Raw genomic sequence first — 14,750 nt, forward strand, 5'->3', positions numbered from 1 at the left:
ACGAATGCCGGCCGATTTCGTCGCAGCCATCGATCAGGGCACCACCAGCACCCGGTGCATGATCTTCGACCACGACGGCGCCGAGGTCGGCCGTCACCAGCTCGAACACGAGCAGATCCTGCCCAGGGCGGGCTGGGTGGAGCACAACCCGGTCGAGATCTGGGAGCGCACCGTGTCGGCGGTCATGACGGCGCTGAACACCACCAGGCTCGGTGCCGGTGACCTCGCCGCACTGGGCATCACCAACCAGCGCGAGACCACGCTGGTGTGGAACCGCCGCACCGGCCGGCCGTACTACAACGCCATCGTCTGGCAGGACACCCGCACCGACCGGATCGCCGCCGCACTGGACCGCGACGGTCGCGGCGACGTCATCCGGCACAAGGCGGGGCTGCCGCCGGCGACCTACTTCTCCGGCGGAAAGCTGCAGTGGCTGCTGGAGAACGTCGACGGGCTGCGGGCCGATGCGGAGCGCGGCGATGCGCTGTTCGGCACCGCCGACAGCTGGGTGGTGTGGAACCTCACCGGCGGTCCGCAGGGCGGCGTGCACGTCACCGACGTCACCAACGCCAGCCGCACCATGCTGATGAATCTCGAGACGCTGGACTGGGACGACGAGCTGCTGTCGTTCTTTTCGGTTCCGCGGGCGATGCTGCCCGAGATCAGGCCGTCGTCGTCGCCGGATCCGTACGGGTTGACCCACCCGGCGGGACCACTCGACCACGAGGTACCGCTGACCGGGATCGTCGGCGATCAGCAGGCCGCGATGATCGGCCAGGTCTGCCTGACCGCCGGCGAGGCCAAGAACACCTACGGCACCGGCAACTTCCTGCTGCTGAACACCGGCGAGGACATCGTGCGCTCGCGCCACGGGCTGCTGACCACGGTGTGTTATCAGTTCGGTTCGGCCAAGCCGGTCTACGCGCTGGAGGGCTCGATCGCGGTGACCGGTTCGGCCGTGCAGTGGCTGCGCGACCAGCTCGGCATCATCAGCGGAGCCGCGCAGAGCGAGGCGCTGGCGCGTCAGGTCGACGACAACGGCGGGGTGTATTTCGTGCCCGCCTTCTCCGGGCTGTTCGCACCGTACTGGCGTTCCGACGCGCGCGGCGCGATCGTCGGGTTGTCCCGGTTCAACACCAACGCGCACCTGGCCCGGGCGACGCTGGAGGCGATCTGCTATCAGAGCCGCGACGTCGTCGACGCGATGGAAGCCGATTCCGGTGTGCATCTCGAGGTGCTCAAGGTCGACGGCGGCATCACCGTCAACGATCTGTGCATGCAGATCCAGTCCGACGTGCTCGGCGTCGACGTGGTGCGTCCGGTGGTGGCCGAGACCACCGCGCTGGGCGCCGCCTACGCGGCCGGGCTCGGTGTCGGGTTCTGGGACGGCCCCGACGAGCTGCGGACCAACTGGCAGGAGGGCAAGCGCTGGACGCCGAACTGGTCGCAGCAGCAGCGCACGGCCGGGTATGCGGGGTGGCAGAAGGCCGTGCAGCGCACGCTGGACTGGGTGGACGTCGAGTGATGGCCTGGGTAGACCCGTCGCGGCACGGACCCGGCGAATCGGTGCTGGCGAAGCAGTGGTTCGTCAGTCCGCACGCCGCCACAGCGGTCGTCGAGGAGCATCTCGTGCTCCTCGATTTGTGGGCCGGTGAGTACTCGGTGTTCGATCGGGTCGCCACACGTTTCTGGGTGCATTCGACCTCACCCTGGCCCAGCCGGATCTCCGCTGAAGAGCTGGCCGACCAGTTGGGCGCACCGCGCACGGTGATCGAGCAGGATGCGGCACTGTTCATCGCCGAGCAGATCCAGGCCGGTTGGCTGCAAGCCCGTCCGTCGCAGCCGGCGGCTGCGACCCCGGACACCGTGCCACGGTCCCGACCGTCGATTGCGGCGGCGTGGAAAGCGCGGCTACGCGCCGATCGGCTCCTCAAGCGCGGATTCTGGCCGGCCTACGACGCGCTGGTCCGGCCCATCGCTGTGGAGGCATCCCCTCGTGTGCCGATCGATGTCGCTGTGGCCAAGTTTGCCGCGGCCGAGAATCTCTACCCGAGCCGTGATGCACCGATGGACTGCTTACCACGCTCGATGGCCCTCGCCCGATTTCTGCGATGCGCCGGATGGCCTGCGGAACACGTGCTGGGAGTTCGGCTCTATCCGTTCGAAGCTCACGCGTGGGTGGAACTGCAGCGAACTCCGATTCATGACCGTACCGACGTCGGCGGCGTGTACACGGTGATCAACCGGCGATGACGAACGGGCTGTCGCGGTTGAACGGTTTCCTGGTTTGGCGTCTCCCGTCAGAACGGGTGCGCGGGTGGCCGGAACCGGTGGAGGCCCATGGACTGGCAGTGTGGTTTTACGGTTACCTTGCCGCGGAAGCCGGTCACCCGACCGGGTCGCACCGGTCGCGCCACTACGAGAACTGCGAACTGGTTGCCGCTGCGTACCGGCGATGGGGGACGGGCTTCGGTCAGCGCCTGCATGGCGAATACTGCGCGGTGATCGCGGACGGCCCGACAGTCGTCGCCGGCGGGGACCGGATGGGCCTGCGTCCGCTCTATTTCTCCAACAGCGCTGACGTGATCGTCATATCGAGCGATCTAGGCGCGACAGCCCGCGAGCTGCGCGCCGACTCGATCGATGAAATCTACATCGCTGACCTGCTCGCTCGTGGCAGGCACCTGGGAACTCGCACCCCGTACAGCGAGATCAGCCGTCTCGGAATCGGCCAGGCGGCGAAGTGGTCGGACGCCACTGGACCGAAGCTCTCGGTCGAGTGGCGGCCGACCATCGGCTGCGCAACAGGAGATCTCGAGGCGCAGAAGAACCGGCTGGTCCGCGCCGTCGATATCGCGGTCGGGAATTCGGCACCGGAAGGTGCCGTCGCGGTGCATCTCTCGGGAGGCCTTGACTCGAGCACGCTGCTCGCCTGTCTGCCCCCCGACCGCGACGCGCACGCGATCAGCACCGTGTTCACCGAACAGCCAACATGCGACGAACGTGAATGGATCGCGGCGGCGCTGCGAAACAACTCGGTTCCGTGGCATCCGATCGACGTCAGTCGATGCCTTCCGTTCTCGGCAGGGCCCGCCTTCGACCACTTCATCGCTGCACCGAGCTACGCGACGGTCACCTGGGCGCAAGACCTCGCCGAAGATGAGATCGCCCGAGAGGTAGGAGCCACCGCGATCCTCACCGGCGAAGGCGGGGATGAAGTGTTCTCCGCGGGCGCGCTCCCATGGCACATCGCAGATCTGCTGCGGACGGGAAACTGGTGGGCAGCATGGCGGCAGGCCCGTTGGTGGAGTTCGGACTCGCCTGCGCCCCGCCCCGCGACGTATTGGCTGTCGCGCTCGGGATTTCGCGGGTGGATGAACTGGCGCCGCGGAACCGACCTCTTGATGCGCCCGACGGCGCCGGTGTCGATAAACGCGCCGTGGCTGGCGGCGGACTTTGTTCAATCCGAGAATGCCCGCGCAGGTGAATCGGCGCGAAGCGAACTGCGCGCACTTCGTGTCGACCAACAAGCGGTCTGGGAGGGGATCGTGCACGCGGCCGAAACAGTGCGCAGCAGCTATCCTTTCACCGCGCATCGGGTGGATACCAGACATCCGTTCCTGTCGCCCGAGATGGTGGATGTGGCGTTGTCCACCCCGTGGCAAGCGGGTGTGGATCCCCGCATCGATCGCGCTGTCCAGCGCTACGCCTTCGCGGGTCGAGTCAGCGAAACCACACTGCGGCGACGTTCGAAGGCGACAACGGATCTCGCCATCTTCCGCGGTCTCGAGCAGGCATCCGACTGGATCGAACTGCTTTGGGAATCACCAGAGATCGCAAGACGGGGCTATGTGGATCTCGCTCGGTGGCGGGAATCCATCGATCGCTCGACAGTGGGCTGGCTGTATTCGGTGCACCATTTCAAGGCTGCGGTGCAAATCGAACACTGGCTGTCTCAGCTGCATCGGATGGGACGTCCGCAGCTCCTGCGAGTGGCCCCGCCCTGATCGTCCCCGCGCCGCGGTGGCTCTCGTTGGAGCGGCAAGTGCGGTAAATCTGCGTCAAATCCACGCCGTGGGAAGAGTTCCGCTGTAGCATCGGTCACGCACGTCGACCCAGATGGCGATCTATATAGGGGAGCATCTCCGATGGAGCAGAAATACCGCCGGCCTCGTGTTCTTGCGACAGGCGATGTCCGTACATTGACCGGTGGACGCAAGCAGAACCGGATCAGCGATCCTCGTGGCGGAATGGGTCCGGAGGATTTCTACTCCGACTCAGTTTCAACCGTAGCGCCGCTGCCCGCGCGCTGACGCTGAACGCCGGTTCAGGAGAGCGATTTCGGTGAGCAAGGCGTACAGGCCTCCGCGCGTCGTTGCTCGTGGCGATGCACGCATTTTGACCGGCGGTAAGAAGGGTGGGCCGCTTAGCGATCCGCGAGGCGGCTACACGGAGAAGAATTTCGCTGACTCGGTGTCGTGCACGGCTCCGCTGCCGCAACGTTGACCGTGTTTCCGTAGTCTCCAGAGTTGTGGGCCCTTGGTGATGCAGCCCGACGGTGTGGTTGATGCCCAACTTGATTGCGCGCAGCAGCACGGCGAGCGCTTCATCGCGATCGCGTGGCGGACGGAACACACCGGCTATGACGCACATCCGGCGCGGTTACGCGCCCTATTTGGGAAGAAACCGCCGCCGGACCCGCGATGGGATCAGTCCTCTCCTAGGACGCCGTAGACCTCGCGACGGGCGTTGTTGAGGATCTCGACGATGCGTTCCTGCTGCTCGGTAGAGGCGGCGTAGGCCGACTGTGCGACCGCGCCCATCAGCTGGGTGACCGCAGTGCGCAGGTTTGCCTGTCCGGGCTCGACGTCCTCGGCCAGGCCGTCCCACGGCGGTGTCTGGACCTTCTCCGCGGCGGCCCGACCCTCGCCGGTCAGCTCGAAGAGCTTCTTGCTGCCCTCGGTCTCGGTGGCCTCGATCAGGCCTTCGTCGACGAGCAGCTGAAGGGTCGGGTACACCGAGCCGGGGCTGGGCTTCCACACGTTCTGGCTGCGTTCGGCGATCTCCTGGATCATCTCGTAGCCGTGCATGGCGCGTTCGGTCAGCAGCGACAGGATGGCGGCGCGGACGTCGCCGCGTTTGCCCCGCCGTCCGCCGCCCCGGCGGCCGCCGCGCGGGCCCGGGCCGAATCCGAACCCGCCGCGCGGGTCGAAGCCGAACTCGAAGCCGCCGCCGGGGCCGGGCGGGAACCGGTGGCCGCGGCCGGCCCGGGAACCGGGCCCGAAGCCCGTCCCCTCGCCGAATGCGTCCTGGCCGGCGTGTCCGTGCAGATTCTCGCGGAATTCCCGGCGTGCCTGGCGCCGCTGCTGGTGCAGCGCGCGCCGGTCGGCGGGGCCGAATCCGAACGGTCCGGGAGGTCCTGCGGGTGTGATGAATGGGTTGCTCATGTCTGTAGGTCCTTTGTCGATGGGAAACGTCGACTGCGTTTCCGATAGCACAACGATATATCGCAATCTATCGTCGATGCAACGTATGGGTCCAAGATTTTTGAATTTCGCATGTCACCGAAGGGAAATGCCGGACTTACACGGGAGAAACAGGGTCCTCGTAGCGTGTCGGGACAACGGCGCGTCGCTGTGATGCGCCAGACGGAGGGCGGGCCGTCACGAGGTCCGGGAAAGGACCCGAGGATGACCGAACCCAACTCCGAACCGGCGATCATCGCGTCGTCGCCATCGGCGGTCGTGGTGCAGGACGGCGATCAGGACTTCGTGATCGCCGGCGGCCACGCCAGCCTGCACAACGACGAACTGGCCCCGACGCCGCCCTCGCAGCGCAAGTGGGGTTGGTTCGAGATCTTCAACGTCTGGACCAACGACGTGCAGAGCCTGGCCGGCTACACGCTGGCGGCCAGCCTGTTCATCACCGCGGGGATCAACGGTTGGTTCGTCCTCGCGGCGATCATCCTGTCCGGCGCGCTGGTGATGATGTTCGTGAACTGGTCGGGGCAACCCAGCGTGAAGTACGGCGTGCCCTATCCGGTGGTCGCGCGTGCCTCGATGGGGGTGCGTGGCGCGATGTTCCCGGCCACCGTCCGCGGCATCGTGGCGATCTTCTGGTACGGCGCGCAGACCTACTTCGCCTCGACCGCGGTGGCGCTGGCCATCACCGCGATCATCGGAGCGTCGCCCACCGGGACCTTCCTGGGGATGACGTGGGTGGACTGGGTGTCCTACACGATGGTGGCGGCGTTCCAGATCTTCCTGTTCGTGCGCGGTATCGACGGCATCGTGAAGTTCCTCAACTTCGCCGGTCCCGCGGTCTATGCGGTGATGGTGCTACTGCTCATCGCGATCTGGTGGCAGGCGGGATCGGGGCTGCTGCGCTCGGTCGGCGAACTGTTCGCCGGCGAGAAGTCCGGCATGGCCGCGGTGAGCGCGTTCATCGGCGTGGTCGGCACGATGATCGCGTACTTCGCGGCCGTCATCATCAACTTCGGCGACTTCGCCCGCTTCACCCGCTCCGACAAGGAGATGAAGCGCGGCAACTTCCTCGGGCTGCCGGTCAGCCTGGCGTTCTTCACGTTCCTGTCGCTGTTCATCACCGCCGGCGCCTACATCGTCTTCCAGGACGGTCAGGGCGATCCGATGACCAACCCCGCCGACATCGTCGGCCAGGTCGGCAACCTGTGGTTGAGCATCCTGGCGGCGGTGACGTTCTTCGTCGCGACCGTCGGGATCAACCTGGTGGCCAACTTCATCCCGCCGGTGTACGACATCGTCAACCTCAAGCCCGACAAGCTCAACTTCCGGATCGCCGGATGCATCACCGCGGTGCTGGGTTTCATCATCGGAGCGTTGTGGGTGTCGGTGATCGGCAACGCCGGTCTGCCCAAGTTCGTCGACACGCTCGGTGCGGTGCTCGCACCGCTGTACGGCGTGATGGTCGCCGACTACTTCCTGATCCGGAAGAAGAACCTGGAGATCCAGCAGCTGTACTCGCTGGATCCGGGCGGCACCTACTACTACACCAAGGGCTGGAACGTGCGGGCGCTGTGGGCCTTCGGCATCGCGGCGGTGTTCGCGATCGCCGCGGTCTGGGTGCCTGCGTTGAGCGCGTTGTCCGGTTTCGCCTGGGTGTTCGGGGCGGCGCTGGGTGCGGCCGTGCACTGGTTGGTGATGCGCGGGCAGCCGCTGAGTTCGCCGGAGTCGCAGCGCACCGCGGTCGGCTGATCCGTTCCGGGTCACGACCCGGTGCGGCCCTCTCTCGGCGGCCGGTGGCCAGAATCAAGCTGCCACAGCGTGTTCCGGATGGATTCCGGGGGATTTCGATCGGTGGCTGAGTAACCTCGGGCGGTGGGCGGAATCGGATTCGGCACGCTGACCCTGATCGTGGTCATCGGTCTGGCGGGTCCGCTGCTGGCGTCGGTCCGGCATCTCGGCATTCCGGTCGTCATCGGCGAACTCGCGGCGGGGATGGTGGTCGGCAGGACCGGATTCGGGATCGTCGACCACACCGATCCGACCTTCATCCTGGTGGCCGATGTCGGCTTCGCATTGGTGATGTTCGTGGCGGGGACGCACGTACCGGTGCGCGACGTCACGTTGCGCGCCTCCGTTCCGGGCGCGGCGATCCGGGCGCTCGTGGTCGGGGCGCTGGCCGCCGTGTTCGGGGTGGCGGCGGCGTATCTGTTCGGCACCGGACACGCCCTGCTGTACGCCGTGGTGATCGCGTCGTCGTCGGCCGCGCTGGCGCTTCCGGTGATGGACTCGCTCGGGCTGGCCGGTCCCGCGGTGCTGTCGGTGAAGGCCCAGATCGCCATCGCCGACACCGCGGCGATCGTGTTGTTGCCGTTGGTGATCGATCCGCACCGGGCGGCCCGGGCCGCGGTGGGCTCGCTGGCCCTGGCGGCGGGCGCCGCCGCGGTGTACGCGTTCCTGCGCACCGCGGACCGGCGCGGATGGCGACGGCGCCTGCACCGGTATTCCCGACGGAACCGGATGGCGCTGGAACTCCGGGTGAGCCTGCTGTTGCTGTTCGCGCTGTGTGCGGTGGCCATCGCCAGCCGGGTGTCGATCATGCTGGCCGGTTTCGCGCTCGGCCTGGCGGTCGCGGCCGTCGGTGAGCCGCGCCGGCTGGCCCGGCAGCTGTTCGGGGTCACCGAGGGGTTCTTCGGCCCGTTGTTCTTCGTGTGGCTCGGCGCGTCGCTGAACGTGCGGGAGCTGGGGGTGAACCCGGCGCTGATCCTGCTCGGACTCGTGCTGGGCGGCGCCGCGCTGCTGGCCCACGCGGTGGGCCGGGTAGCGGGCCAGCCGGTGGCCCTCGCGGTGTTCGCGGGTGCGCAACTCGGCGTGCCGGTGGCCGCGGCGACCCTGGGCGCCGGCGAGAGCCTGCTGGCGCCCGGAGAGCCGGCGGCGCTGATCCTGGGCGCGTTGGTCACCATCGCAGCGACATCGATCGCCGCCGCGGCGGTGGCGCGCCGTCAGCGCGCCGACAGTGCCCCGCCCTGACGTGCGTCGGAGGCGGTACCCGGCCGGGCTCACGCCGTAGACGCGCTCGGCCCGTCGGCGGCTGCGGACTGGCAGGCCTACCTGAGTTCGTGGGTCGCGTGGAACCACGTCCGGACGACGACGAGCCTGCTCGCCGCGGTGCTGCTGACGGTCGGATCGATCCGCCGCTGAGCTCAGGACGGTGGGGCGAACCCGTCGGTGGGCGGCGCGGCCGGGGGCGCAGCGGAGGTCTGCGGCGCGGCCGGCGCAGCACCGTAGCCCGGCGGCGCGGCCGGCGGAGGAACGTAGCCCGGCGGCGCGGGCGGGGGCGGTTGCGGGGGCCACCCGGCGGGTGCAGGCCGGCCGGTGGGTGCCTCTGGCCGCAGCCGTTCCAGTTCGCGCCGGTGGCGTTCGGCGAGTACGGCCGCCAGCAGCAGTGACGCGGGGGTGCCGGGTGGCGGTTGCGGCGAGATCCGCGACAGCACCTCGGCGGTGATCCGCCGGCCCATCTCGTCGCGCACCTGCGGATTCAACTGTGGTGCGCGCGAGAGGAACTGGCGGGCCAGCTCGGCCTGCTCGGGCTGCAGTCCGGACATCTGCAGGCTGGACGCCCACCACGCCAGCTGGGGCGGCATCATCGGGGTGGGCGCCAGCCGTGGGGCACGTTCGGTGATCACGATGGTGCCGGCGAAGATATCGCCGATCCGCTTGCCCTTCGGGGAGAGCAGGCTGCAGATCACTGCGGGGCCTCCGGTGAGCATCCAGATCTCGACCACGCCGGACAGTGCGCGAAACAGCGCCTGCCGGAATCGTTCCGGGCCACCGTCGTCGGAGACCACCCGAAGCCCCATCGCGATCTTGCCCAACGACCTACCGCGGGTTGCGGTTTCGAAGATCACCGGATATCCGATCAGTGCCAGCACCGTGAAGATGATCAGTACGGCTGCGGAGAACGCGGAATCGAACTGTGCCAGGGTGGCCGCCCACAGGATCACCCCGACGAGGTAACTGACGAACACCACGATGATGTCGATCAGCGCGGACAGCGCGCGCACCGGTAGCTGCGCGATCTGGATGTCGAGCACCACGGCGTCACCGGTCACCACGTGCTCGTGCGAACCGACCATAGCCGACCACGCTACTAGGATTCACGGCGTGGATGTGGATGCGTTCGTTCTGGCGAACCGAGCCTCGTGGGAGCGCCTCGACGATCTCGTGAAGAACCGCCGCAAGCTCAGCGGTGCGGAGGTCGACGAACTGGTCGAGCTCTACCAGCGGGTGTCCACCCACCTGTCGATGGTGCGTTCGGCCTCTTCGGACGCGGTTCTGGTGGGCAGGCTGTCCAGCCTGGTCGCGCGGGCGCGGTCGGTGGTCACCGGTGCCCATGCCCCGCTGTGGCGGGAACTGGTCCGGTTCTGGACAGTGTCCTTCCCGGTGACCGCCTACCGGGCGTGGCGCTGGTGGCTCGGGTCGGCGGTCGGATTTCTCGTGGTCGCGGTGGCTATCGCGGTATGGGTGGCGACCAATCCCGCGGTGCAGGCCGCCGTCGGCACGCCCGAGGAGATCGCCCAGCTGGTGAACAACGACTTCGCCGAGTACTACAGCGAGCACCCGGCCGGCGCGTTCGCTCTTCAGGTGTGGGTCAACAACGCGTGGATCGCCGCGCAGTGCATCGGCTACTCCGTGCTGCTGGGCATTCCGATCCCGTATGTGCTGTTCAACAACGCGCTCAATCTGGGGCTCAATGCGGGCTTGATGTTCCAGGCGGGTAAAGGCGATGTGCTGCTCGGGCTGTTGGCGCCGCACGGGCTGATCGAGCTGACCTCGGTGTTCCTGGCCGCGGGCGCCGGGATGCGGCTCGGCTGGTCGATCGTCTCGCCGGGCAACCGGCCACGCGGCCAGGTGCTCGCCGAGCAGGGACGCGCGGTGATCTCGGTGGCCGTCGGTCTGGTGGTGGTGCTGGCTGTGGCGGGCCTGATCGAGGGGTTCGTCACCCCGTCGCCGCTGCCCACCTTCATGCGGGTGGCGATCGGTGTCGCCGTCCTGGTGGCGTTCCTGGGCTACGTGTACTACTTCGGTCGCCGGGCCGCGCTGCTCGGCGAGACGGGCGACATCGAGGACGCGCCCGACGTCGTCCCGACCGGCTGACTGCCCGCCGGGGAAAGGGTCAGAGCCGGCCCGCGGCCTTCATGGCCAGGTAGTGGTCGGCCAGGGCCGGGGCCAGGTCCTCGGGCGGTGCATCGACGACGTCGACCCCGCTTCGGCGCAGCCGGGACGCCACCGCTCGGCGGTCGTTGCGGGCGCGCTCTGCGGCGGCGGCGTCATAGACCGCAGCCGCGTCGGAGCGCCCGGCGGCCAGCGCGTCGACCCGAGGGTCGGACACCGCAGCCAGCAGCACCTGGTGTTTGTCGGTCAGCTGCGAGATGACCGTCAGCAGCCCCTCGTCGATCGCCGAGGCGTTCAGATCGGTCAGCAGGACCACCAGCGCCCGCCGGCGCACCCGCCGCTGCACCGCGGCGACCATCGTCCGGGCATCCGACTCGATCAGCGCCGGTTCCAGTGGCGCCATCGCGTCGACGAGCTGGGCCAGCAACTCGGTGCGCGAGGCGTTGACGACGGCCGCGCGGGTGACCCGGTCGTGGGCCAGGAAGTCGACGTGGTCGCCGGCCCGGGCGGCCAGGGCCGCCAGCAGCAGCGCCGCATCCATCGACCAGTCCAGCCGGGGCCAGCCGCCGGGGTCCGCCGCTGTGGGATCCACCCCCACCCGCCCGGCCGAGGTCCGGCCGGTGTCGAGCACGATCACCACCCGCCGGTCGCGCTCGGGGCGCCAGGTGCGCACCACCACATCGGCTCGCCGTGCCGTGGCACGCCAGTCGATGGAGCGGATGTCGTCGCCGACGACGTACTCGCGCAGCGAGTCGAACTCGGTGCCCTGACCCCGGATCAACACCGGTGTCATGCCCTCCAGCTCGCGCAGCCGGGCCAGCCGGGCGGGCAGGTGCTTGCGGGACAGGAACGGCGGCAGGATCCGGACCTGCCAGGGCACCCGATGTGAGCACTGCCGCCCGGCCAGGCCGAGCGGCCCGACCGACCGCGCCGTCACCAGCGCCGACGTCTGGTCGCCGCGGCGTACCGGACGCAGCGTGGTCTCGATTTGAACCCGTTGGCCTGCAGCGAGATTCACGTCATGGGTACGTGGCTGCGCGCGGGCGCTGGGCGCCCACGCATCCCGGATGACCCCGCGGAAGCGCGAGCGCGCGGTGTTGTCGACCGAGAGCACGGCGGTCACCGGCTGGCCCAGCCGGGCCGAGGTCGGCCCGCTGCGATCCAGCCGCAGCGCACGCGGACTGCCCGCCAGCACGGTATCGACGATGACCGCCAGCACGAGCAGCGCCAGTGCGCCGGTGAACACCAGCGCAGGCCACGGGGACAGCGCGATCGGCACCGCACACAGCAGTGCGATCAGGCCGGTTCGTCCCGTGATGACCACTGGCGCGCGACTATCGGGGCACCGGCACCGCGGCCAGGATGCCGTCGATCACCCCGTCGGCGTTGGCGCCTTCCAACTCGGCCTCCGGCCGCAGTGCCACCCGGTGCCGAAGCGTGGGCCTGGCCATCGCCTTGACGTCGTCGGGGGTGACGTAACCGCGGCCGGACAGCCACGCCCAGGTCCGGGCCGTGGACAGCAGCGCCGTCGCACCCCGTGGCGAGACCCCGAGCTGAAGCGCCGAGGAATGCCTTGTCGCACCTACGATGTCGACGATGTAGCCGAGCACCTCATCGGCGACGAGCACCTGCCGCACGGCTTCCCGGCCCGCAGCCAGCTCGGCCGGGCCGGCGACCGGGGTGACCGCCGACAGATCGCGCGGGTCGAAACCGCGGGCGTGCCGGTCCAGGATGGCGATCTCCTGGTCGCGCGGCGGCAGCGAGACGTTGAGCTTCAACAGGAAGCGGTCCAGCTGAGCCTCGGGCAGCTGATAGGTGCCCTCGTACTCGATCGGGTTCTGGGTGGCCGCCACGATGAACGGATCGGGCAGGGGGCGCGGCTGGCCGTCGACGCTGACCTGGCGCTCCTCCATCGCTTCCAGCAGAGCGGCCTGGGTCTTGGGCGGGGTTCGATTGATCTCGTCGGCCAGCATCAGGTTGGTGAAGACCGGGCCGGGACGGAACTTGAACTCCGCGGTCCGGGCGTCGTAGATCAGCGAACCGGTGACATCGCCCGGCATCAGGTCGGGGGTGAACTGCACCCGCTTGAAATCCAGTTGCAGCGCGGCGGCCAGCGTGCGGACCAGCAGGGTCTTCGCCACCCCCGGCACGCCCTCCAACAGCACGTGGCCGCGACACAGCAGGGCGATGACCAGACCGCTGACCACGGCGTCCTGACCGACGACGACCTTGGCGATCTCGGCGCGCAGCGCCATCAACGCGTTTCGGGCGCCGTCGTGGGTGATGGGCTGTGTCACGACGAAGCGACCTGCCTTTCGATGTCGTCGAGTGAATGGGCGAGGCTCACCAGATCGGCATCGGTGGCCGGTGGCTGTCCGTAAAGAGTATGTGCGACCGACCGGGGGTCGAGACCGCACCGTTGTGCGACGGCCTCGACGACCGCCGTCGGCGGTGCGGCGGGGCCCAGGCCGATGCGCGGCAGCATGCGCTGCAGCGTCGAGGTCCGCAGCGCGTCGGCCGCGCGGTCGCGGGCCCGTCGGGACCGGTACATCCGGCCGCGACCCTCCACGGTCTCCGAGGCCCGCACCACCACCGGCATCCGCTCGGCCACCAGCGGGCCGATGCGGCGTCCCTTCCACACGGCCAACAGCGCCACCGTGAGGATCAGCTGCCAGACCAGCCACTTCACCTGGGTGGGGATCAGGTCGCCGATGCGGCCGCCGCCGCCGGTCTCCCCGCCCTGGCTGTGCTGGGGCGCATACCAGATCACCCTCGGCCGGTTTCCCGCCAGGTTCATCGCCAGCGCGGCGTTGCCCTCCTGCAGCAGTCCCTCGTTCATCAGGAAGTGGGCGTTGCCGACCGCGGTGACCGTGCGGCCGTCCTCGGTGTAGCGCGCCAGCACGCCGTCGTAGCACAGCGTGACCGGGGCATCGCCGACCGCTTCGTAGGAATCGGCGCCGTCGAATCGCACCGTCCCGGCCCGGTTGGCCTCGCGCAGGTCGCAGCCGGGGTCGATGCCGCCGTAGTCGGTCGGGTCGCCGCGCCGCAGCCGGGGGGCGAGTACCTCGCGGGTGGTTCCCAGTGGATCGACCAGCAGCAGGTCACCGGGCAGGTCGGCCAGCCGCCGCATCAGGTCGTCACCGTAGAGGTCGTAGGTCTGCGCCGCCACCAGCAGGGTGTCCGGGCGGGCCTCGCGCTCCACGGTCTCGATGTCACCGGCCTCGATCACGGTGACACCTTGCTCACGGAGCAGGGTGACCAGCGCGTGGGTGCCGTCGGACGCCGTCGAGGCCGGATCCAGCGGTCCGCCCGGACGCGGCGCGGTCAGCCATGCGCTGAGCGTGGCCACCGCGACGACGACCACGACGGCCAGCAGCACCCAGCGCAAGCCCCGCCATCGGGATGCCAGACCGGGGCCGACGGCCGTCGAGGGGCTCGACGCCGTCATCGCACCTCGGCCCAGGTCTGTGCGACGGTGGTGACGGGGCCTTCCGGACCCGCGGTCCGTCGCTCGCCGAGCTTGTCGTCCAGCTCGGCGATCATCCGGTACTGCGACTCCAGGCCGGGGCGCTCACCGTAGGTGACGTCGTTGAAAGCCTCTGCCGCAGAGGCAAGTTCGGCTGCGAGCCCGGGAATGGCCCGACCGGCGGCGCGGGCCAGCTCGGTCGCGGTGCGCCCGGGCACCGGGTTGAGCACCCCGGTCTCCTCGAGTCTTCGGGCGATCGCCCGAAGCCGGTGACGGATGGCCTGCGCCCACTCTCCGGACGCCGCAAAGCGTTCCGCTGCCGCACGATGCTCGGCGGCGCTGAGCTCGTGCCCACCGAACAGGGTCTCGGATTTTCCGCGGCTGGTCCGCATGGCCCGCCGCGCGACCCGTACCGCGACAACGACCGCCACGGCCACCAGGATCAGCAGCACGGCCACGGTGAACCAGCCCCCCGGCACCGACGCACCCTTGGCCACCAGCCGGTAGATCAGATCCTCGATCCAGGCGTAGATCTGTTCGGTCAGTGACGATTTGGGGTAGATGGGCTTGCCGAGCTCCTGTTGGGCGGCGTCGTGCGCGGCGTCGCGGTCGATGTCGATCGTGGCCAC

Annotated in this window: 12 protein-coding genes; 6 read left to right on the forward strand and 6 right to left on the reverse strand. The window is 69.0% G+C overall.

Going from position 1 to position 14,750, the window contains the following annotated elements:
• Positions 1–4: 4 nt before the first annotated feature.
• The 3 genes from glpK to JDV09_RS03600 are packed head-to-tail and all read left to right on the forward strand — an operon-like array spanning position 5 to position 4,007.
• Positions 5–1,525, forward strand: a complete 1,521-nt coding sequence (gene glpK, locus JDV09_RS03590; protein WP_221367741.1) for a glycerol kinase GlpK — start codon at positions 5–7, stop codon at positions 1,523–1,525.
• On the forward strand, positions 1,525–2,253 hold the full coding sequence (locus tag JDV09_RS03595) for a lasso peptide biosynthesis B2 protein (RefSeq protein ID WP_221367742.1): 729 nt from the start codon (positions 1,525–1,527) through the stop codon (positions 2,251–2,253). The genes glpK and JDV09_RS03595 overlap by 1 nt, the downstream gene beginning before the upstream one ends.
• Positions 2,250–4,007 (forward strand): asparagine synthase-related protein, encoded by a 1,758-nt coding sequence (locus tag JDV09_RS03600; protein ID WP_221367743.1) that lies wholly within the window; start codon positions 2,250–2,252, stop codon positions 4,005–4,007. Before JDV09_RS03595 ends, JDV09_RS03600 begins: the two co-directional genes overlap by 4 nt.
• Before the next feature lie 702 nt (positions 4,008–4,709).
• On the opposite strand, the gene JDV09_RS03605 is transcribed toward JDV09_RS03600, so the two are convergent.
• A complete protein-coding gene (locus JDV09_RS03605; RefSeq protein ID WP_221367744.1) occupies positions 4,710–5,447 on the reverse strand; it encodes a PadR family transcriptional regulator in 738 nt (245 codons plus the stop codon).
• A 243-nt stretch (positions 5,448–5,690) separates the two neighbouring features.
• Here JDV09_RS03605 and JDV09_RS03610 point away from each other — a divergent pair, with 243 nt between their 5' ends.
• Both JDV09_RS03610 and JDV09_RS03615 read left to right on the forward strand, forming a co-directional pair.
• Positions 5,691–7,232, forward strand: a complete 1,542-nt coding sequence (locus JDV09_RS03610; protein WP_221367745.1) for an NCS1 family nucleobase:cation symporter-1 — start codon at positions 5,691–5,693, stop codon at positions 7,230–7,232.
• A 123-nt stretch (positions 7,233–7,355) separates the two neighbouring features.
• Positions 7,356–8,510, forward strand: a complete 1,155-nt coding sequence (locus JDV09_RS03615; RefSeq protein ID WP_221367746.1) for a cation:proton antiporter — start codon at positions 7,356–7,358, stop codon at positions 8,508–8,510.
• Between the two features lie 173 nt (positions 8,511–8,683).
• On the opposite strand, the gene JDV09_RS03620 is transcribed toward JDV09_RS03615, so the two are convergent.
• A complete protein-coding gene (locus tag JDV09_RS03620; RefSeq protein WP_221367747.1) occupies positions 8,684–9,616 on the reverse strand; it encodes an RDD family protein in 933 nt (310 codons plus the stop codon).
• 28 nt (positions 9,617–9,644) lie between these two features.
• On the opposite strand from JDV09_RS03620, the gene JDV09_RS03625 reads away from it, so the two are divergent.
• Positions 9,645–10,637, forward strand: a complete 993-nt coding sequence (locus JDV09_RS03625) for a stage II sporulation protein M (protein ID WP_221367748.1) — start codon at positions 9,645–9,647, stop codon at positions 10,635–10,637.
• 19 nt (positions 10,638–10,656) lie between these two features.
• Here the strand turns inward: JDV09_RS03625 and JDV09_RS03630 are convergent, their stop codons facing one another.
• The 4 genes from JDV09_RS03630 to JDV09_RS03645 are packed head-to-tail and all read right to left on the reverse strand — an operon-like array spanning position 10,657 to position 14,750.
• Positions 10,657–11,979 carry a DUF58 domain-containing protein gene (locus tag JDV09_RS03630; protein ID WP_221367749.1) on the reverse strand — a complete coding sequence of 441 codons (1,323 nt, stop codon included), beginning with the start codon at positions 11,977–11,979 and terminating at the stop codon, positions 10,657–10,659.
• A gap of 10 nt (positions 11,980–11,989) precedes the next feature.
• The gene (locus JDV09_RS03635) at positions 11,990–12,952 is read right to left on the reverse strand and encodes an AAA family ATPase (protein ID WP_221367750.1); all 963 of its coding nucleotides are present in this window, start codon (positions 12,950–12,952) and stop codon (positions 11,990–11,992) included.
• Positions 12,949–14,103, reverse strand: a complete 1,155-nt coding sequence (locus JDV09_RS03640) for a DUF4350 domain-containing protein (RefSeq protein WP_221367751.1) — start codon at positions 14,101–14,103, stop codon at positions 12,949–12,951. Before JDV09_RS03640 ends, JDV09_RS03635 begins: the two co-directional genes overlap by 4 nt.
• Positions 14,100–14,750: a DUF4129 domain-containing protein gene (locus tag JDV09_RS03645; RefSeq protein ID WP_221367752.1), complete on the reverse strand. Its 651-nt coding sequence runs from the start codon at positions 14,748–14,750 to the stop codon at positions 14,100–14,102. Before JDV09_RS03645 ends, JDV09_RS03640 begins: the two co-directional genes overlap by 4 nt.

It is taken from the genome of Mycolicibacterium xanthum (assembly GCF_019710635.1).
Taxonomy (GTDB): Bacteria; Actinomycetota; Actinomycetes; order Mycobacteriales; family Mycobacteriaceae; genus Mycobacterium; species Mycobacterium xanthum.